Origin of the sequence: Ameyamaea chiangmaiensis, assembly GCF_013376175.1 — a bacterium.
In the GTDB taxonomy this organism is placed as follows: Bacteria; Pseudomonadota; Alphaproteobacteria; order Acetobacterales; family Acetobacteraceae; genus Ameyamaea; species Ameyamaea chiangmaiensis.
Map to the genome: position 1 here is coordinate 1 of NZ_JABXXR010000023.1, position 19,915 is coordinate 19,915.

19 protein-coding genes and 1 tRNA gene are annotated in these 19,915 nt (G+C 65.3%); 9 read left to right on the forward strand and 11 right to left on the reverse strand.

The window, feature by feature from the left end; translation table 11 throughout:
* The coding region (locus tag HUK82_RS05245) for a hypothetical protein (protein ID WP_176612947.1) at positions 1–216 on the reverse strand (216 nt) is incomplete at its 3' end.
* 88 nt (positions 217–304) lie between these two features.
* Here HUK82_RS05245 and HUK82_RS05250 point away from each other — a divergent pair.
* Positions 305–637, forward strand: coding sequence for a succinate dehydrogenase assembly factor 2 (locus HUK82_RS05250; protein ID WP_176612948.1), 333 nt, complete (start codon positions 305–307; stop codon positions 635–637).
* 2 nt (positions 638–639) lie between these two features.
* Positions 640–4,116, forward strand: a complete 3,477-nt coding sequence (gene mfd / locus HUK82_RS05255) for a transcription-repair coupling factor (RefSeq protein WP_176612949.1) — start codon at positions 640–642, stop codon at positions 4,114–4,116.
* Here mfd and HUK82_RS05260 read toward each other — a convergent pair.
* Both HUK82_RS05260 and HUK82_RS05265 read right to left on the reverse strand, forming a co-directional pair.
* Entirely contained in the window at positions 4,113–4,433 is a 321-nt protein-coding gene (locus HUK82_RS05260; protein WP_176612950.1) for a hypothetical protein, read from the reverse strand. The genes mfd and HUK82_RS05260 overlap by 4 nt on opposite strands.
* 52 nt (positions 4,434–4,485) lie before the next feature.
* The gene (locus HUK82_RS05265; protein ID WP_176612951.1) at positions 4,486–5,403 is read right to left on the reverse strand and encodes a hypothetical protein; all 918 of its coding nucleotides are present in this window, start codon (positions 5,401–5,403) and stop codon (positions 4,486–4,488) included.
* Positions 5,404–5,563: 160 nt separating this feature from the next.
* On the opposite strand from HUK82_RS05265, the gene HUK82_RS05270 reads away from it, so the two are divergent.
* Positions 5,564–6,517 carry a bile acid:sodium symporter family protein gene (locus tag HUK82_RS05270; protein ID WP_176612952.1) on the forward strand — a complete coding sequence of 318 codons (954 nt, stop codon included), beginning with the start codon at positions 5,564–5,566 and terminating at the stop codon, positions 6,515–6,517.
* Here HUK82_RS05270 and HUK82_RS05275 read toward each other — a convergent pair.
* The 3 genes from HUK82_RS05275 to HUK82_RS05285 form a co-directional block, all read right to left on the reverse strand.
* On the reverse strand, positions 6,508–7,230 hold the full coding sequence (locus HUK82_RS05275; protein ID WP_176612953.1) for a DsbA family protein: 723 nt from the start codon (positions 7,228–7,230) through the stop codon (positions 6,508–6,510). The genes HUK82_RS05270 and HUK82_RS05275 overlap by 10 nt on opposite strands.
* A 79-nt stretch (positions 7,231–7,309) precedes the next feature.
* A complete protein-coding gene (locus tag HUK82_RS05280) occupies positions 7,310–8,350 on the reverse strand; it encodes an alpha-E domain-containing protein (RefSeq protein WP_176612954.1) in 1,041 nt (346 codons plus the stop codon).
* Positions 8,332–9,801, reverse strand: coding sequence for a circularly permuted type 2 ATP-grasp protein (locus tag HUK82_RS05285; RefSeq protein ID WP_176612955.1), 1,470 nt, complete (start codon positions 9,799–9,801; stop codon positions 8,332–8,334). Before HUK82_RS05285 ends, HUK82_RS05280 begins: the two co-directional genes overlap by 19 nt.
* Before the next feature lie 224 nt (positions 9,802–10,025).
* Here HUK82_RS05285 and HUK82_RS05290 point away from each other — a divergent pair, with 224 nt between their 5' ends.
* Positions 10,026–10,847 carry a DUF1217 domain-containing protein gene (locus HUK82_RS05290; protein ID WP_176612956.1) on the forward strand — a complete coding sequence of 274 codons (822 nt, stop codon included), beginning with the start codon at positions 10,026–10,028 and terminating at the stop codon, positions 10,845–10,847.
* A gap of 16 nt (positions 10,848–10,863) precedes the next feature.
* On the opposite strand, the gene HUK82_RS05295 is transcribed toward HUK82_RS05290, so the two are convergent.
* Complete coding sequence (locus HUK82_RS05295) at positions 10,864–11,574, reverse strand: alpha/beta fold hydrolase (RefSeq protein WP_176612957.1); 711 nt, start codon at positions 11,572–11,574, stop codon at positions 10,864–10,866.
* A gap of 221 nt (positions 11,575–11,795) precedes the next feature.
* Between HUK82_RS05295 and HUK82_RS05300 the strand changes: the two genes are divergently transcribed.
* Positions 11,796–13,208 carry a pyridoxal phosphate-dependent decarboxylase family protein gene (locus tag HUK82_RS05300; RefSeq protein WP_176612958.1) on the forward strand — a complete coding sequence of 471 codons (1,413 nt, stop codon included), beginning with the start codon at positions 11,796–11,798 and terminating at the stop codon, positions 13,206–13,208.
* A gap of 4 nt (positions 13,209–13,212) precedes the next feature.
* Here HUK82_RS05300 and cobT read toward each other — a convergent pair whose 3' ends face one another.
* From cobT to HUK82_RS05315, 3 genes are all read right to left on the reverse strand, one after another.
* Positions 13,213–15,078: a cobaltochelatase subunit CobT gene (gene cobT / locus HUK82_RS05305; protein WP_176612959.1), complete on the reverse strand. Its 1,866-nt coding sequence runs from the start codon at positions 15,076–15,078 to the stop codon at positions 13,213–13,215.
* An 18-nt stretch (positions 15,079–15,096) separates the two neighbouring features.
* Positions 15,097–16,122: a cobaltochelatase subunit CobS gene (cobS, locus tag HUK82_RS05310; RefSeq protein ID WP_176612960.1), complete on the reverse strand. Its 1,026-nt coding sequence runs from the start codon at positions 16,120–16,122 to the stop codon at positions 15,097–15,099.
* Positions 16,123–16,242: 120 nt separating this feature from the next.
* Positions 16,243–16,860, reverse strand: coding sequence for a J domain-containing protein (locus tag HUK82_RS05315; protein ID WP_176612961.1), 618 nt, complete (start codon positions 16,858–16,860; stop codon positions 16,243–16,245).
* Between the two features lie 131 nt (positions 16,861–16,991).
* On the opposite strand from HUK82_RS05315, the gene HUK82_RS05320 reads away from it, so the two are divergent.
* A complete protein-coding gene (locus HUK82_RS05320) occupies positions 16,992–17,300 on the forward strand; it encodes a BolA family protein (protein WP_176612962.1) in 309 nt (102 codons plus the stop codon).
* Between the two features lie 11 nt (positions 17,301–17,311).
* Complete coding sequence (locus HUK82_RS05325; RefSeq protein ID WP_176612963.1) at positions 17,312–17,905, forward strand: LolA family protein; 594 nt, start codon at positions 17,312–17,314, stop codon at positions 17,903–17,905.
* Here HUK82_RS05325 and lipB read toward each other — a convergent pair.
* Complete coding sequence (lipB, locus tag HUK82_RS05330) at positions 17,897–18,583, reverse strand: lipoyl(octanoyl) transferase LipB (RefSeq protein WP_176612964.1); 687 nt, start codon at positions 18,581–18,583, stop codon at positions 17,897–17,899. The two genes, HUK82_RS05325 and lipB, sit on opposite strands and share 9 nt — an antisense overlap.
* Positions 18,584–18,638: 55 nt before the next feature.
* Here lipB and HUK82_RS05335 point away from each other — a divergent pair.
* Both HUK82_RS05335 and galU read left to right on the forward strand, forming a co-directional pair.
* Positions 18,639–18,724, forward strand: a tRNA-Leu gene (locus HUK82_RS05335).
* Positions 18,725–19,038: 314 nt separating this feature from the next.
* Entirely contained in the window at positions 19,039–19,914 is an 876-nt protein-coding gene (gene galU / locus HUK82_RS05340; protein ID WP_176612965.1) for a UTP--glucose-1-phosphate uridylyltransferase GalU, read from the forward strand.
* Position 19,915: the final 1 nt, after the last annotated feature.

Consider the following 19,915-nt stretch of genomic DNA (forward strand, 5'->3'; position numbering starts at 1 on the left):
GGTCGCCACCCCGCCCGGCACGACGCGGGCCAGTGCGGGACGCGCGCGACGGTCGATCATGGAGTCGGGCAGATGGAACAGAAGGTCGATCACCCGTCCGCCGCCGCAGGCACGCGCCATCAGTCGTTCGGCGGCGGGTTTGACGCCCAGCGCGGCGATCGGTGCGAACAGCGGCGCGAGACCGGACTCCGGGTCGGCGGGAAGGGAAGACGGCAAGGGGGCGTGTCGCGTGGCTCGGGTGTGTTGATCGGGGGCGTTTGCGGGCTGACAGAGGAGCGTGGCGGAGCTATAGGCTACTGCCGTCATGCCGCACAATGAAACCCCGCAGGCCGCGTCGGCCGAAGCCCTCGACTCCCGCCGTCGCCGGATCCTTTATCGTGCCAATCATCGCGGCACGCACGAGACCGATATCCTGATCGGCGGCTTCGTGGCGCCGCGTCTGGCGACGATGAGCGATGCCGAGCTCGATGCGCTGGAGGCGGTGATGGATCTGCCCGACGCCGATCTGGCCGACTGGCTGACCGGACGCATGCCGGTGCCCCCGGACAAGGACAGTGCGATGTTGCGGGCCATTCTGGCCGACGCAAACGACCCGGTCCGGCAGGCGCGTATCCGCGATCCGCGCGACGAGGCGTAACCATGGCCGACGCGACCGCACCCGCGACCATCTGGGGCGCGCCGGACGGGTTTGACGCCCGTCTTCTGGTCCGCCGACTGGGCGAACACGACGGTCCGCTGCTTCATATCGCGCGCGACGATGCGACACTGGCGCGGCTGGCTGATCTGATCGCGTGGTTCGCGCCCGAGGTCGACGTCGTCCGCTTTCCGGCCTGGGACTGCCTGCCGTACGATCGCGTCTCGCCAAATCCGTCACTGGTGGCCGAGCGCGTCGCGGCCCTGACCCGCCTGCTGGAGCCCGCGCCGCGCACCGGCCGGATCGTCCTGACGACGGTGTCCGCCCTGACGCAGCGCGTGCCGCCGCGCAAGGCGCTGGAGGGGCAGTCGCTGACCGTCCGCACGGGCGAGAGCCTCGATCAGGCATTCCTGATCGAACTGCTGATCGCCAACGGCTACACGCGCACCGACACGGTCATGGAACCGGGTGAGTTCGCAACGCGCGGCGGGATCTTCGACCTCTATCCAGCGGGCGAGGTCGAGCCGGTGCGCCTCGACCTGTTCGGCGACGAGGTGGACAACATCCGTCGTTTCGACCCGATCACCCAGCGTTCGACGAAAAAAATCGGCGCGATGGTGTTGCGGCCGGTTGCGGAATTTTCGCTCGACCCGGCGTCGGTGACCCGGTTCCGGGAGGGCTGGCGCGACGCGTTTGGCCCCGCCGCCACGTCGGATCCGCTGTATGAGCACGTGTCCGACGGTCGCCGCTTTGCCGGGATGGAACACTGGATCAGCCTGTTCCACGAGCGGATGGACACGCTGTTCGACTATCTTGGCCCTGTGTCGGTCAGCATGGACTACCAGGTTCCCGAAATGCTGACCGCGCGGCTGGAGATGATCGCCGATCATTTCGAGGCCCGGAAGATGCCATCGCGCGAGGGGGAGGTGCCGTATCGGCCGTTGCCGCCCCACAGGCTGTATCTCGAACGGTCGGAGTGGTCAGCGGCCTTGGCCAAGGGACCGTGTTTCGCGCTCAGCCCGTTCGCCAGACCCGACGGTGCGCCCGGGATCGATGCCGGTGGACGACCGGGGATCCTGTTCGCGCGTGCGCAAGATGGCGGCAGCCGCGAGGCCGTCTTCCCTGCACTGGCCGATCAGGCACGAAAATGGGCGGAGTCCGGTCGGCGTACGTATGTCTCGGCGTGGACCCGTGGCGCGCGTGAACGCATTGCCCATCTTCTGGCCGAACACGGCATTTCGGCCGTGACGCATGACGGCTGGCCGCAGGCCGCGGGGATGGAGCCGGGCCCGATCGGGCTGGTCACGCTGGGGCTGGAGCGCGGATTCACGGCCGATAACGTCGCCTTTGTGTCCGAACAGGACCTTCTGGGCGAGCGCATCGCCCGTCCGCCCCGCAAGCGCAAGCGTGCCGACCAGTTCATCGCCGAGGCGTCCGAGATCGCCGAGGGCGATCTGGTCGTCCATCAGGACTATGGCATCGGACGCTACGACGGTCTTGAAACCGTCAGCGTCGGTGCCGCACCGCACGACTGTCTGCGCCTGATGTACGACGGCGAACAGAAGCTGTTTTTGCCCGTCGAGAACATCGAGCTTCTGAGCCGCTTCGGTACCGATCAGGCGGGCGTCGCGCTGGACAAGCTCGGCGGCACGTCATGGCAGAGCCGCAAGGCCAAGATGAAGTCCCGCATCCGCGAGATGGCGGGCGAACTGATCCGCACGGCCGCCGCGCGTGCCCTTAAGGAAGCGCCCGTCATGGCGCCGGCCGAAGGCGTGTGGGACGAATTCTGCGCCCGCTTTCCGTTTATCGAAACGGACGACCAGTCGCGCGCCATTGCCGATGTGCTGGAGGACATGGCCTCCGGCCGTCCGATGGATCGGCTGGTGTGCGGCGATGTCGGATTCGGCAAGACGGAAGTTGCGCTGCGTGCGGCGTTCGTCGCCGCGATGTCGGGGCAGCAGGTGGCTGTGGTCGTGCCGACGACGCTGCTCTCGCGCCAGCATTTCCGCACCTTCTCGGCACGGTTCGAGGGGCTGCCGGTCAACGTGGTCCAGATTTCGCGCATGGTGACGGCCAAGGAGGCAACCCAGGCGCGCCGCGATTTGAAGGAGGGGCGGGCGAATATCGTCGTCGGCACCCATGCCCTCCTGGCCAAGGGGGTGGAGTTCGCCGATCTGGGCCTCGTGATCGTGGACGAGGAGCAGCATTTCGGTGTCGGACACAAGGAGAAGCTGAAGGCACTCCAGGAGGACGTCCACGTCCTGACCCTGTCGGCGACGCCGCTGCCGCGCACGCTCCAGCTCTCGCTGAGCGGTGTGCGCGAAATGAGCCTGATCGCAACACCTCCGACCGATCGTCTGGCGGTCCGCACCTTCATCATGCCGTTCGACAGCGTGGTGATCCGCGAGGCGATTCAGCGCGAACGTTTTCGTGGCGGCCAGATTTTCTGCGTCGTGCCGCGTATCGAGGACCTCGATCGCATGGCCGAACGGCTGCGCGATATCGTGCCCGACGCCCGCACCGTGCAGGCGCACGGGCGGCTGACGCCCGCCGAACTCGAACGCGTGATGACGGAGTTCTCGGACGGAAAATACGACATTCTGCTGTCGACCAATATCGTCGAGAGCGGGTTGGACATGCCGGCGGTCAATACGCTGATCATTCACAGGGCGGACATGTTCGGTCTAGGGCAGCTCTACCAGTTGCGCGGTCGCGTCGGGCGCGGGAAGCAGCGTGGCTACGCCTATCTGACGTGGCCGCAGACCCACCGCCTGTCGCCGGCGTCCGAAAAGCGGCTCGAGATCATGCAGACGCTCGATACGCTGGGTGCGGGCTTTACCCTGGCCTCGCACGATCTGGATCTGCGCGGTGCTGGTAACTTGCTGGGGGATGAGCAGTCCGGGCATATCCGCGAAGTCGGCATCGAACTTTACCAGCAGATGTTGCAGGACGCGGTGACCGATCTGCGCGCCGAACGGGGCCGCGCCCGTGCGGACGACCGGGACTGGACGCCCACCATCGTGCTCGGGCTGCCGGTTCTGATCCCCGAGGAATACGTGCCCGACCTGCCGGTGCGGCTTGGCCTGTATCGGCGCATCGGCGCGCTGGAGTCCGCGGCGGAAAACGAGGCGATGCTGGCCGAACTGGTCGACCGGTTCGGCGATGTTCCGGAGCCTTTGAAGAATCTTCTGGACGTTGTGGCACTGAAGCGGACCTGCAAGCGCTGTGGGATCGAGCGTCTGGAGGTGGGGCCGAAGGGCATGGTGATCCAGTTCCGGGGCAATCATTTCAGCAACCCGGCGGGTCTGGTGCAGTGGATCGCGACGCGTTCGGGCGAGAATGTGCGCCTGCGCCCGGACCACAAGCTGGCGATTTTGCAGGAGATGACCAACGCGCAGCGTATTCCCCAGGCGCGCCGGGTCACAAAGGCGCTGGCGGGGTTGCTCAAGACGGAGAAAGCCGACGCTCAGGCGGCGGTTTAAAAGAACATTAAGGAATGCCGGGCAAGGTGGCGGACGCTTGATCTTATCAGGAAAGTGACAGGCCACATGATGTCCGGAATTTCGTCCCTTCTTGGCACGTCGTCGACGGGGGGAAGTACCTCTTCGACGAACCAGTCGTCGTCCTCGTCCTCTTCAACGTCGTCCGCCGACACGACGTCCACGTCGGTCGGTCCCCATGGCGAGATCATCACCACGGTGACCGATGCGCAGGGCAACATCGTCTTCCGGACCGTCGGCGGTTCGCAGTCGTCGGCTTCGGCGAGCCCGGACAGCAACTCATCCGGCAGTGGTGTCAACGTTTTCGCCTGAACCGGCGCACCGTATCGCCGGCTGCAAGCTCTCCTTCTGTCAGCGGAGTGGCAGCGGGACGTTGTTGACCGTCAGAACGCCGCCCGTATAGCCGACGGTCCACCGTGTCATGTCCCCATCGCGGTGGCCGACAAGGCGCGCGATCACCATCGCGGCCGCAGGACGGGTGAGGCCTGCGTCTTGCGCGCGCGTGATCATGTCCGGGAAATGCTGCGCCGAGAGGTGTCCGGCGGCCGACAATGTATCCGGGTATCCGGTCAGCGTGGTTGATCCGTCGCCGCGCAGGGTGGTCGGTCCCATCACGACCGTCAGGTCACGAACGGTCGCCTGGATCGCCTGACTGGGCGCCCCCTTGCCGGCCGTCACCTGCAACAGCGACACCAACGCGCTGGACGGGATCGATACGTCGAGTGTGAGGTGATCGGGGTTTAACACATCCGCGCCGGTGCCCGACAGTGTCACATGATCGAACGTCAGTGTCAGTTCGAGGGGGGCGTCGTCCTGTCCGGCCAGCGTCAGATGTGCCGCGGCCGCGTGGATGGTGACCGGGCCGCTGCGAACGGTCAGGTCCCGCCACGTCAGGTCCGGGCGTGCCCCGGCAACGATGCTCGTGCCCTCGCTGCGCGCCGTGCGGTCGAACCATGGACCGTGGCACCCCATCGTGTGATGGCCGCTGATCGCCGACAGCAGCGAAACCGAGGCGATATCCAGCATCTGGGTCAGGGCATCGCCATCAAGCATGTGTCCGTGATCGTCCAGATCGACCCGCGCGGCGTCGAGGCTGGCTTTCCCGTCCGGCAGCGTCATCGCGTAATGCGCGGCGCCGTAATGGTGGCCTTCGTGCTGCGCGCCGGCGGACGTCGTCTGCGCGCACGACGAAGGAAGGGTGGACTGCGCGGACGCGATCGCCGGCGCGCCCAGACCAAGGACAACGACAAGAGCTGAAGATATTCGCATCGCTCTAGTTGGCGCAGCCGACGGGGGTTGCGCAATCGCTCTGTGGCCAATCATGCACATTTGTCATGGGCATAATGCGGTCCGCCCGCTATCCCCGGTCAGATTTTGTGTCACGCGTCCGGTGGTCGTGGGGCCGGACCGCACGGAGCAGGATTCTCGAATGCCCAAGCTCGACCCCTTTCTGATGTGCCTTCTGGGAACGGTTCTTCTGGCGACAGTGGTGCCCTGTTACGGCGTGGCGGTGCCGTTTTTCAACGGTCTTGCGGTCGCCGTCATCGGGGTCATGTTCTTTCTGCAAGGGGCTCGGCTCGACCGCCGTGCGATCCTGGCCGGGGCGGCCCACTGGCGGCTGCACCTGACGATCATGGTCGTAACGTTCGTGGCGTTCCCGCTGCTGGGGCTGGGGCTGCGTGCGCTCGGCCGCCCACTTATGGCGCCGGAGTTATGGCAGGGGGTGCTGTTCCTGTGTTGCCTGCCGTCCACGGTGCAGTCGTCGATCGCCTTCACGTCCATCGCACGCGGCAACGTGCCCGCGGCGGTGTGCTCGGCCACGGCGTCGAACATCGTGGGGATTTTCATCACGCCGGTGCTGGTCGGATTGATATTGGCCCGGCATGGCGGCGGGGGCCAGAACCCGGCGGAGATCGTCTATGAACTGTTGCTGCCGTTCATCGCGGGGCAGGTCATGCAGCCGTTCATCGGCGCCTGGGCGCGCCGGAACAAGGCGCTTTTGTCACTGACGGACCGGGGATCGATCCTGATCGTCGTCTACACCGCCTTCAGCCACGCGGTGATCGAGGGGCTCTGGCACACAGTGCCACTGGCGTCGCTCGGGATGCTCGCGATAGTGGACATGGCCGTTCTGGCCATCGTTCTGACGTTGACCGCCCTCGGAAGCCGTTGGCTCGGCTTCAATCGCGCGGACGAGATCACGATCGTGTTCTGTGGCTCGAAAAAGACGCTGGCGTCAGGGGTGCCGATGGCCAACGTGCTGTTCCCGTCCGCCAGCGTGGGGATGATCGTCCTTCCGCTTATCCTCTATCATCAGATTCAACTGTTCGTTTGCGCCGTCTTGGCCAGGCGCTTCGCACGCTCCGCGCCCGATCACCCCTGACGCGCAGGGCCTGCTCCCTCCATCAGGGACAGCCGGACGAGCGTGCCCAGCACCGTCTCGTCCTGCAATCCCGCGATCGCCATACCGCCGGCGACCAGACACGGAGCACCCGGAAGGCCACGCCGTTGTGCCAGACCGTGATCGCCCATGACTTCACCCAGGCAGGCATCGGATTCAAGCATGGCCAACGTCTCCCCCGGGGGGGCCAGAGCCAGTTCCCCCGCCAGGGTAGCGAGAACAGACGGGTCGCCGATATCCAGTCCATCGGCGAAGTGGGCCGTGAAAAGGCGCATCGCCAGAGCGGAGAGACGCGACGGTGGTGCGGCGTTGCGCAACCAGATCAGAACGCGATGGGCGTTCATGGTCGACGGTATGCGCACCATCGACTCAAACTCTATCGTCAGGCCTTCGGCCCGCGAGAGTTCGGCGAAGAACAGGTAAAACCGACGTGCGCGGCTTTCGCTGCCGAACTTTCGGATACTGTATCCCGCGCGGGTCAGGCCGTGGGGCGGCAGGAACGGGTCCAGCAAAAAAGGTCGCCAGAGAGGGTAAAGCCGTCCGGCGGCCTCGGGCTTCTCGGCTTCTATCGTGGCGAGCACACGCATAAGCCGCGCACTGCCCAGAAATGACCATGGGCAGGTCAGGTCGAAAAAATTTTCGACGTAAGCGGTAGCCTGCCCGGCGGGCGGCCGCACGGATGCCACCATGTTCATGGTCGCATGTTACGGTCCCGTCTGCCGGGCAGGCCAGAAGTTTATCGAAGGTCTGTCGCCGTGGTGAGGCCAAAACGGCTCACGATTGCGATTGCGACTGTCCCGTGGGCAAGGGGGCCGCTGCGGCTTCGTGCGGCCAGAATGCCGTGGCGATGTCGGTCTGAACGCCCTGAAGCTCCACCTGCACCCAATCCATGAACTCGTGCAGCCCGCGAATGAGGATCTGTTGCGCGGTCTGTCCATCCAGAATGGCCCGCACGCCATGAACGCGCTCGATAATCGGGGCGGCCTGACGCAGGCCGTAATCGGTGCGCAGGGCGCTCAGCGACAAGGCGAGTTGCCGCAGGGCGGTTGAGACGGAGCGGGGGAAGCTGTCGTTTTTCAACAGGAAACCGACAACCGTTCCGGGGGTGAGGTCACGCGGCAACAGTCTGCGGAACGCGTGATAGCCGGCGGCGGCGCGCAGGACGGCGGTCCACTGGCTGATATCGACCGGCGAGCCGACCATCGCACCGGGTCGCAGCAGCGTGTGGTATTTGATGTCGATCAGCCGTGTGGCCTGGTCCGCGCGTTCGAGGCTGCGTCCGATCATGTGGAAGTGCCAAGCTTGATCGCGATAGAGCGTACCGTCGGTGATACCGGCCTGCGTCTGGCACTCGCGCTTTATGCGGGCGCACAGCGCGGAGATCTGGTTCTGCCGCGCATGTTCGGGCGACAGGCTGCGGATGAAGTTGGTGAACATATTGAGTTGCACCCACATCTCGGTCGAGATCAGCGGACGCACGGCGCGGGCGTTCTCGCGCGCAGCGTGGGCGAGACTGACGATCGAGTTGGGGTTATCGCGCGCGCTGACGTAGAAGTTGATTACCGACTCTGCGTTGATGGTCGTGCTGTACGAGGCGAACCGTTCCGAATCCGCGTTGATTTCGATGATGCTTTGCCAGCCGTTTGCGGTGCTGCCGGTGCGGACGAATGTCTCCGTCACGTCGATCAAACGGGCGAGATTTTCAATCCGTTCCATATAACGCGCCAGCCACAACATGCACTCCGCATAGCGCGAGAGCAGGTCATTACCGGCCCGGAGAGGGGTGGACACCGTCGTCATGATGCCAGCACCCATGTGTCCTTGGAGCCGCCGCCCTGTGACGAGTTGACGACCAGAGAGCCCTTGCGCAGGGCCACGCGAGACAGGCCGCCCGGCAGAACCCAGGTCGACCGCCCCGTAACGGCGAACGGCCGTAGATCGACGTGACGCTTTTCCAGCCCATTGTCGCACAGGGTGGGTGCGACAGACAGCTTGACCACCGGCTGGCTTATGTAATTGGCCGGGTTGGCGAGCAGCGTCTTGCGAAACGACTCGATCTCGTCCCGGGTCGCGTGGGGGCCGATGATCATGCCATATCCGCCGGACTCGCCGACCGGTTTGACCACCAGATCGGCCAGATTGTCGAGTGTGTACTGAAGGCCCTCTGCCTCGCCGCAGATATGGGTGGGCACGTTTTGCAAAATCGGCTCTTCGTTGAGGTAATAGCGGATGATGCGCGGCAGATAGGCGTAGATCGCCTTGTCGTCCGCGACGCCGGTGCCGACGGCGTTGGCCAGGGTCACGTTGCCGGCGCGATAGGCGCGCACGATGCCAGGGACGCCCAAAAGACTGTCCGGATTAAAACATTCGGGGTCGAGAAACGCATCATCCAGACGACGATAGATCGTATGGACTGGCCGGAGGCCGCCAATGGTCCGCATGAACACCCGGTCGTTCTGCACGACCAGATCGCGCCCTTCGACCAGCGGCACGCCCATCTCGCGCGCCAGAAACACGTGCTCAAAATACGCGGAATTGAAAATCCCGGGCGACAGCAGCACGACCTGCGGATCGCTGGCCCAGTCCGGCGCGACTTCGGCCAGCGCGGCCTGAAGCTGAAGGCCGTACTCGCCGACCGGGCGCAGGTCGAGACCGTCCGCCAGATCGGGCATGACGCGCAGCATCATCTGCCGGTTTTCCAGCACGTAGGAGACACCAGAAGGTGTGCGCGCATTGTCCTCCAGCACCAGAAAGGCACCGTGCTCGTCACGAATGATGTCCGTGCCGCAAATATGGACGTATGTGCCGCCCGGAACGTCCAGACCCCGCATCACCGGACGGTAATTCGGATTGCCATGCACGAGTGCCGTGGGCACGACGCCGTCCCGCAGGATGGCGCCATCGTGGTAGATGTCCCACAGGAAGCGGTTAAGGGCGGCGACGCGCTGGCGCACGCCGGCCTCCACATGCGCCCACTCGGCGGCGGTGATGATTCGCGGGATCAGGTCGAACGGCAGGATGCGGTCGATGGACTCGCGCTCGGTATAGACCGTGAAGGTGATCCCGAGGTTGAAGAGTTCGGCTTCGGCAGCGCTCGCACGCTGGCGCAGCTGGGCAAGGTCGAAATGATCAAGCCGCTGGACTAGGGATGCGATCTCCGGTGGGGGCGGTTCGCCCCGGTGCATCATCTCACAGAAGTAGTCGCCGGCGTCGTAGTCTGCCAGCGCGCCCGATATGACGGGTCGCGAGGAGGGAGATGTGGTCATGATGTTCGGTTCCGACCGCATGAAGGCGGGAACCGGCACGAGGATGGCATGCGGAGGCTCCTCGTCGACGCGTCTGTTGTTCCATTAGCGAAGCAAGAAACACGCGCCGCGCCAAGAGAAAAAGTGTCGATTTCGTCGCGTGGCCGTGCGTTGGGGTATGCGTTAACCCGATGTTAGGCATCTGATCGCCATGGTTGCGGCATGTCTGGTCTGGAGAGACGACAATGAGCGGGATCGGGGGCATTTCGGCGGTCGGGCAATACCTGCTCGATACGAAGGACGAGGCGGCATCGGTCGAGACGTTCACCAGAACCGATACGTCGGACATGTCTCTGGTCAAGACATTTCAGACGACCGCGTCCTCGATCACCAGCGCCAAGGACCTGCTGGACAACTACGCCGCGATGAAGGTGGTGCTGGGCGCCTATGGCCTCTCGTCGCTTTCCATGCAGACGGCCGTTCTCAAGCAGCTGATGACGCAGGATCCCACCTCGACAAAGTCGCTGGCCCAGCGATCAGGCAACACGGCATGGCAGGCGTTTGCTAAGGCGTTCTCGGACTGGTCGACACCACCCTTCGCGGACTCCACGGCTGTGCAGTCGATCGTGACGGGATATATGACCGGGCAGTTCGAGGCGTCGGAGGGGAAAGCGGTCCCGGGTCTGGGAAATGCGCTGTATTTCACGCGCACGATCTCGGGCGTCAGCACACTGGCCGAAGTGATGTCCGACCCGACCTTGCTGAAGGTGGTGGAGACCGTGAACGGCTATGACCCGACACAGTTCGGGGCACTGGATTACGACCAGCAGGTCCAGATGCTCAAGGACAAGGTCAATTTCGACGACTTCTCGACCCCCGCCAAGATCAGGACCTATGCGGAGCGCTATCTGGCGACGCTGCAGTTCAATCCGCAGCCCGAAACGCAGACGCCCAGCCTGCTCACGCTGTATGGGTCGGATGGGAGCGACTCCGGAATCCTCGCGCTTTTCGGAGCTGGTTCGTCGTCCTCATCCACCTCGTCGCCGCTGCTCACACTGTTCGGCTAGGGCCCGGCAGGACGCCTCAATCGGCTTTGAGGAAGTCTGCCAGTGCTGAGGCCGTCTCGGTCGACGCTTCCTCGGCCAGGAAAGTGCCGCCATTCAGTTCAAGGGCCTGCACAGGGCGCGCGCAGAACGGTTGCCACAACGACGAGGGATCATACCAGCCGCCGTTCCGCCCCTGACGTCCCCAGAGCATCAGCACAGGGCACATGACCTGCTGGGTGTCGCCCGCATCGCGCAGGGGTGCGAAAGACAACGCGCCGCCCGAGGCATCGGTCCAGAGCCGGTGTGCCGTGTAGTCGGCTACCGCCTGGGGGGCAAAAACGCCGCTGTGATCGGAAGCATGCCATTCGGCCGGAACGGTCAGTGCCCGCGCCTCACGCTTGGGATGCAGCTGCCCGAACCAGCAGCTCTCATAGGTTGACAGCTCGAATGCCAGATCGCGGCGCCCCCCGTGCTCGGGCGGTGGCACACATTCAAGCAGGGCCAGACGCTTGACACGGCTCGGTGCCACCAGCGCCATGCGGGCGGCGATCAGGCCGCCGACATCCTGCCCGACCAGAGAGAACTGCTCGTGCCCAAGCGCGCTCGCAAGTTCCAGCAGGGCCTGCGCCAGCCCTGTCGGGCCGAGGTCCGGCTGGAGATCGGGACAGATCACGCTGTGCCGGGCGGCGAGTGCCGGCGCCACACGATGCCAGGTGGCATGCGTCTGCGGCTGCCCGTGCAACAGCATGACGGCAGGACCCTGGCCGCCCGTCCGTAGGCGGAATCTCGTTCCGGCCGCTGTGTGGTGCGACAGTGCAAACCCGTTGAAAAACATATCGCTCCCTTCTCACCGACGATCCGAGGGCCGTCGAGCCTCCAGTATCATGCCGCAAAAGCTGAGCCTATAGTGTCGCGCGCATGCGCTGGCCCCGGCAGGCCCGGCGTAACGGGGCGGACGGGAGAGGCAGCGTGGCGGGACTGGATCCAGACGACTGGCGAGGGCTGAGGGCGCTAGGCCATCGCATGCTCGACGACATGTTCGATCGGCTGGAGCATGTGGGCGACGGGCCGGTCTGGCGCCCGATGCCCGGGCAGGATCGGGATGCGCTTCGAACCGGACTTCCGCGCCGTCCCGCGCCGCCCGAAGAGATCTACGCGCGTTTTACGGCCCTGATCGCGCCGTATGCGACCGGCAACACGCATCCGCGATTCATGGGGTGGGTGCACGGGGCGGGGACCGGCGTCGGAATGCTGGCCGAGATGCTGGCCGCGGGCCTCAATGCCAATTGCGGCGGCCGGGACCATGCACCCATCGAGGTAGAGCGCGAGGTCATCCGCTGGGCCGCCGAAATGGTGGGACTGCCGACCACCACGTCCGGTCTGCTGGTAACCGGATCCTCGATGGCCAACCTGATCGCCATCGTGACCGCAAGTCGGGCGCGTCCGGACGGCGTGGCTTTGCGGCATACCGGCGTCGGCGCGCGTCCTCTGGTCGGATATGCCGCGCGGACGGCGCATGGATGTATCGCGCGTGCGTTCGACATATGCGGTCTGGGGACGGATTCGCTGCGGCTGATCGACACAGACGACGCCCATCGCATGTGTCCGCAGGCACTGGCCCGCGCCATCGCCGCCGACCGGCAGGCCGGGCGCGAGCCGTTTATCGTGGTGGCCACGGCGGGCACGGTGGACGTCGGCGCCGTGGACGATCTGGAGACGATCGGCGCGATCGCGCGCGATGCGGGTCTGTGGTTCCACGTCGACGGGGCCTTCGGCGCGTTGGCACGACTGGCGCCACGCCATCGGGCCTATCTGGACGGTATCGAACAGGCCGACTCGCTGGCGTTCGATTTTCATAAGTGGGCGCAGGTTCCCTATGACGCGGGCTGCGTGCTGATCCGTGACGCGGGGGCGCATGCGGCTGCTTTCGCGCAGACGCTGGCCTATCTTCAGCGCGAAGATCGAGGCCTGGCGGGTAACGCGCCGTGGTTCTGTGACCTTGGGCCCGACCTGTCGCGCGGGTTCCGCGCGCTGAAGGTGTGGATGACGCTGTCGGCATATGGCGCAGACCGGCTGGGTGAGATGGTGGACGCCTGCTGTGCGGTTGCCGCCCATCTGGCGGCACGGGTGGAGCGGGAACCTGACCTCGAACGGCTCGCGCCAGTGACGCTTAACATCGTGTGCTTTCGGGTGCGCGCGTCCGACGCGTTCAACGCGGAGCTGGTCAAGGACCTGCAGGAAGCCGGCATCGCGGCGCCGTCCACCACGACGATCAATGGACGGTGCGCGATCCGTGCGGCGATCGTCAATCATCGGACGACGAACGCCGACGTCGACGCGCTCGTCGATGCCGCTCTGGAACGCGCGCGGTCGCGGTCGTAACCGCTCAGCCGCGCCCTTCGTCGAACAGTTCCGAAAGTTTCTGCATCATCGTGCCGCCCAGCTCCTCGGCATCGGTGATGGTCACGGCCCGGCGGTAATAGCGCGTCACGTCATGACCGATGCCGATCGCGATGAGCTCGACGCCCCGGCGCCCTTCGATCTGGCCGATCACGTCGCGCAGATGCGATTCGAGGTATGAACTGGGGTTGGCCGACAGCGTGCTGTCGTCGACAGGCGCGCCATCGGAAATGACCATCAGGATCTTGCGGCTCTCCGGTCGGCCCTGAAGACGCTTCCACGCCCACAACAGCGCTTCGCCATCGATGTTTTCCTTCAGAAGACCCTCGCGCAGCATCAGGCCGAGATTACGCCGCGACCGCCGCCAGGGCATGTCGGCCGCCTTGTAGATGATGTGACGCAGATCGTTCAGCCGCCCGGGGGAAGCGGGCTTGCCCGCGCTGACCCAGCGTTCGCGGCTCTGGCCACCTTTCCATGCGCGGGTAGTGAAGCCGAGTACTTCGGTCTTGACGGCGCAGCGCTCCAGCGTGCGGGCCAGGATGTCGCCGCACATTGCCGCCACCGTGATCGGACGGCCACGCATCGAGCCGGAATTGTCGATCAGCAGCGTGACGACGGTGTCGCGAAAATCGGTGTCGCGCTCGTGCTTGTAGGACAGAGACAGGGTCGGGTTGATGATCACCCGCGACAGGCGACCAGCGTCCAGAATGCCTTCTTCCAGATCGAAATCCCACGCGCGGGTCTGTTGCGCCATGAGGCGCCGCTGCAGGCGGTTGGCCAGTTTGGAGACGACGCCCTGAAGGTTCAGAAGCTGCTGGTCCAGTTGCTGGCGCAGGCGGGTCAGTTCGTCGGCATCGCACAGCTCCTCGGCACTCACTTCCTCGTCGAACGCCGTGGTGTAGGCCTTGTAGGCCGGGGACACGGCTTCGGACGGGGGCGGCAGTTCGTCCTGAGGTCCGGCGGCCTCGTCCTCGCCTTCCTGACCGGAGTCGTCGTCGCTCTCGTCCTCCTCGCCGCTTTCGCGGGCGGCGCCCTGCGCGGCCTGCGGCTGGACGCCGGCTTCCTCGTCCTCTTCGGCCTGTTCTTCCTGCTCGGACTCGGACTCCTGCTCCTCGTTATCGCCCTCTTCGCTGTCTTCGGCCGAATTGTCGTCCTGACCGTCGTCGTCGGGTTCTTCCTGCTCGGCCTCGACCAGTTCGCAGGCGGCCAGAAGCCGCCGGGCCGCGCGGGCGAAGTCCTGCTGGCTGTCCTGAGCGCCGTCCAGTTCCGACAGGGCGGCGCGCGCGCTGTCGGACAGGCTGTCACGCCACTGCGCGACCACGTCGCGCATCATCGGGGGGACAGGTTCGCCGGTCAGGCGTTCGCGCGCCAGCAGGCCGAGTGCGACCGAACTGGGCAACTGGTCGCGGTTGCTGATCCGGTCATGCCCGGCGTCGCGCAGATCCTGTTCGAGCTTGAGGCGAAGGTTGGCCTGGACCCCCGCCATATGCCGGGCGCCGATCGACTCGACTCGGGCCTGCTCCAGGGCATCGTAGGCGTCGCGGGCCGCGCGCTCGGCGGGGCTGCGCGCGCTGTGCAGGGCTTCGTCGTGATGTCGCAGGCGCAGGGCCTGCGCGTCGGCCGCACCGCGGATACGCGTCATCTCCTCTGGCGTCAGTAGACGAGAGGGCTGCGGCAGTCGGACATGCTCGGCGGTCGACACGGCACTGGAGGTCGTGCCGGCGTGAAAGGTGACTTCGGTTTCGCCACGGCCACCCATCGCGCGCAGGGCGCCGACGGTGGCGCGCTTGAAGGCGTCCGCGCGTCCCTGTGCCGCCGTGGCGGCCTGCGTCTTGTCCCGGGTGTCGGCCATCAGGCGCTATCCTGACTTTCAGCCGCGTCCGGGCAGCGGCGAGCGGTTGAAGCAGCGCTGGTAATATTCGGCCACGGTCGCGCGTTCGGCCTCGTCGCACTTGTTGAGGAACGAGACGCGGAACGCGAAATCGAGATCACCGAAGATCCGGTCGTTGTCGGCCCACGAGATCACCGTGCGGGGCGACATGACGGTCGAGATATCACCGGCGATGAAGCCGGACCGGGTCAGGTCGGCCAGGGCGACCATGTTCTCGATCTTCTTGATGGCGGCCTTGTCGTTTGCGGGCGTGCCCATCTTGGCGCGAATGATGGCGCATTCCTGCGCGTGCGGCAGATAGTTCAGGGTGGTTACGATGTTCCACCGGTCCATCTGGCCCTGATTGATCTGCTGCGTGCCGTGATATAGCCCGGTCGTGTCGCCCAGGCCCACCGTGTTGGCCGTTGCGAACAGACGGAAATACGGATGCGGGCGAATGACCCGGTTCTGGTCGAGCAGTGTCAGGTGACCCTCAACCTCCAGCACACGCTGGATCACGAACATCACGTCCGGGCGCCCGGCGTCGTACTCATCGAAGACCAGTGCACAAGGATGCTGGAGGCCCCATGGCAGAAGACCTTCGCGGAACTCCGTGATCTGCTTGCCGTCGCGCAGCACGATCGCGTCCTTGCCGATCAGGTCGATACGCGAAATGTGACTGTCGAGATTGATCCGCACGCACGGCCAGTTGAGGCGCGAGGCGACCTGTTCGATATGCGACGACTTGCCTGTGCCGTGATAGCCTTGGACCATCACGCGACGATTGAAGGCAAAGCCCGCCAGGATCGCCAGTGTCGTGTCATGGTCGAAACGGTAGGTGGGATCGGCCTCGGGCACATGCTCCGTGCGTATGGAGAAGGCGGGCACCATGAGATCGCTGTCGATCCCGAAGACCTCGCGCGCGGAGACGGTCTTGTCGGGCGCGGTCAGCGTCGACGTCGGCGGCAGGTCATCCTCGCGCGTCACGACGGTTTCGGGGGCATCCGTGGCAGGCAAATCGTTCATGTGAAAAAGTCCGTCCGTCCTGTGCGGCCTGGTGCGGGGAGAACCACGAGTACAGGCCATCGGACCGCCCGGGTCAACCCTGCGCAGAGGGCCTTTACCTGTATTGGCCGGCGCGGGGTGTTATCCCACAGTCCCGGCGTCGGCGCGGGTCAGATGCTGGCGGACCGCCGAGTAGGCGACATTGATGCTTTTGAGGCGTTCTTCTGCCGCGCGATCGCCACCATTGGCGTCGGGGTGATGCAACCGCGCGAGGCTCTTGTAACGGGTCTTCAGGTCGTCCATGGACACAGGCCATGCCAGCCCCAGGGTATCGAGGGGCTCGCGCAGCGGTTCCGGCGCGCCGTTGTCCGCAGGCCGGGCGCTGGGGCCGCTGCCGCGATGCGCACGGGCGCGATTCTGCCGCGCGGCGCCGAGAATATCCAGCGGGTCCAGGACGTCCTCTTCGTCAAAGACCTGTGCGCCGCGGTGGCCCATTTTCCATGTTGGCCGCTGCCATGCGGTATCGGCACGCAGATGGCTCTCGATCTGGCCCGGCGTCATGCCACGGTAATAGTCCCAGTTGGCGTTGTAGGCCCGGACATGTTCGAGGCAGAACCAGAAATAGTCGTTAAGCTGGTCACGTGCCCGGGGCGCGCGGTAGCCGGCCGCCGCGTCACAACCGGGCATGTCGCAGCAGCGTGTCGGCGCGTTCGGGTCCGGGTCGAACGCGCGGTGTCGTGTGGTCCTCTTGTTCATCATCGCGATTTATGTGCGTGTGGGTGTGTGTGGCGCAAGGGCGCCGCGCCGTATTTCGGCCCGTCACGCGGGCTATCGAGGACCGGCACGCCGTCGCGTTTCAGGGCGGCGGACACCCGGACGGAAGGTGGGACATGACAGACTTACGGCGGTCGGACCGCATGGACGAGACGCTGCGCGCCGCGTTCGCGCCCGAGGTTCTGGTGATCATCGACGACAGTGCCCGTCATGCCGGGCATGCGGGGGCAGGGCCGGCGGGCGAGACCCACTACGACGTGACCATCGTCAGCGCCCGGTTCGAGGGCATGAGCCGCGTCGCGCGGTCGCGCCTTGTGCATGAGGTTCTAGCCGATGAGTTCACCACTGGCCTGCACGCCCTTGCTCTGGCCCTGCGCACGCCGGACGAGGCCAGGCGCCTGACCGCGGCCGGTGCCGGGGCATGAGGACCCGCCCGTTGAAGGGAGGCGCCCTTGCCGTTCTGCTTGGCCTTGGGGCGTGTGCCACCCGGCCGGGTTTGGGGGGCGCGGTCCAGCAGGGGCAGGTACAGCGTGTCGAGACCTATCTGAACGGTTTGCACGGCGTTCGCGCGCATTTCGTCCAGACCTGGCCGGACGGGGGAACGGGCGGCGGCACGATGGCCTACGATCCGGGTCATATGCGTCTGGATTACGTCAGTCCGCACGGTATGCAGATGGTGGCCGGAGAGGGGCATCTGACACTGCACGATGACCAGAACGGTTCGCTGACCCGAGTCGCCTTGTCCCGCAACCCGCTTGGGATGCTGTTGCGCGTGCCGCTGCACCTGTCGGGGGATATTCGCGTCACGGCCGTGCAGGCGCAGCCGGGATCGCTGCAGTTGACGCTCGTGCGCACCGACGCACCGACCGAGGGCGCGTTGACCCTGACATTTTCCGATAGTGCCGGGCAGCTTGCCCTTGTCGGTCTGCAGGGCGTGGATGCGCGGCAGCACCGTATCGTGCTTCATCTGACGGATGTGACGGAAGGAGCGACGCTTCCCGCGTCCCTGTTCACGCCGCCATCAGGCTGACGGGCCGAAAATCGGCGTCCAGCAGTCGCGCATGGCGCGGCTGACGTCGTCCATGCTGACCGTGCGGCCGAGCTGGGCGAGGGACGTCACCCCGTACTCGCGGATACCGCACGGCACGATGCCGTCATAATCTTCCAGCGCGGGGGCAACGTTCAGGGCCACTCCGTGCCAACTGATCCAGCGCGTGATCCGGACGCCCAGGGCCGCGATTTTCGATTCTCGGCCGTTCGCGTCCACCACCCACACGCCGACTCGTCCCTCGCGCCGCTCACCGCGCACGTCGAAGCGGGCGAGAATCGCGATGAGCCAGGATTCCAGGGCGTGTACGAACGCGCGCAGGTCTCGCGGCGGGACAGCGCCATGGGGCCGGCTGAGGTCGAGCATCACGTAGGCGATCATCTGGCCGGGGCCATGATAGGTCCACTGGCCGCCGCGACCCGCGCGGTACGTCGGCAAGTTGCGCGGATTGAAAAGGTCGGAGTCCTGCGCCGACGTCCCGGCGGTGAACAGCGGAGGGTGCTCCAGAAGCCAGACCGCCTCGGGTTGTTCTCCGGTACGAATGGCCGCGATCCGGCGCTCCATCATGTCCAACGCGTCGTTGTAAGGCACGTGGTCATGGGTGCGGAGCCACTCTGTTGCGGAAATCGTACTCTCGGTCATTGCCTGGCCCTCTCGCATCGGTTATACGGCGCTCGTCAGCGGGTATCGCGCAGTCGAGCCCGCTTGTCACGATGCGGCCATGGCGGAATGGTAGACGCGCAAGCTTGAGGTGCTTGTGGGGGCAACCCCGTGGAAGTTCGAGTCTTCTTGGCCGCACCATCGTGACCCTCGGGCAGCGTCTTCGCTACCCCAACAGACTCCCTACATTATGATGACGACGACTCGTGCCTGTCGGCAAAGGCGTGATCGGCGGTCTTCGCAACCTGACTCCGTCGCGTGCGTTACCTCCCAACAGAGCTTGCGGTGATTTCTGGTCGGGTTAACAATGCGATACGCCGTGTTCGGGCGGCGTTCCTTCTTTTGCCCGATTTCGCCCGTAAGCTAGGCCCAGAGAATGTCGTTGCGCTGCTCGTGCCTCAACCAAAGGGCGTTCGCGTGATGGCCGAATCGCGTTGGAATAAAGGTTCAGATTGGTGATCAAACCCTTACGCAAAGCCGTTCTGCCCGTAGCAGGACTTGGCACCCGTTTCCTGCCGGCGACGAAGGCCATGCCCAAGGAGATGCTTCCGGTCGTCGATAAGCCGCTGATCCAGTATGCGATCGACGAGGCGCGCGAAGCGGGGATCGAGGAATTCTGCCTTATCACCGGACGCGGCAAGGACTCGCTGATCGACTATTTCGACGTCGCGTTCGAGCTTGAGACTACGCTGAAGGAGCGCGGAAAGAAGGACGCGCTTGCCGCCCTTGCGCCGTCGGGCATCAACGCCGGTTCGCTGGTCGCGGTTCGGCAGCAGGAACCGCTGGGGCTGGGCCATGCGATCTGGTGCGCGCGCTCGTTCATCGGCGACGACCCGTTTGCGATCCTGCTGCCCGACGATGTCGTGCAGGCGGAAAAAGGATGCCTCAAGCAGCTTGCCGAGGCGTATTACGAGACGGGTGGCAATGTCGTCGCCGTTGAGGAAGTGCCGCGCGAGAAGACAAACAAGTACGGTATTCTGGATGTCGGCCGCGACGATGGGCGACTGGTCGAGGTAAAGGGGCTAGTCGAAAAGCCCGATCCAAAGGACGCGCCGTCCAACCTGTCGATCATCGGACGCTACGTGCTGACCGCCGATATCATGACGCCGCTGTCGAAGCTTGAGAAAGGCGCCGGGGGCGAAGTCCAGCTGACCGACGCGATGGCCAAGCTGATCGGAACGCAGCCGTTCCACGGGCTTCGTTACAAAGGCGAGCGCTTTGATTGCGGCGACAAGGCTGGTTTCCTTGAGGCGCAGATCGCGTTCTCGCTCCAGCGGCCCGATCTGGCGCCGTCCGTTCGTGCCTTTCTGCAAAAATATTCCGGGAACTGAG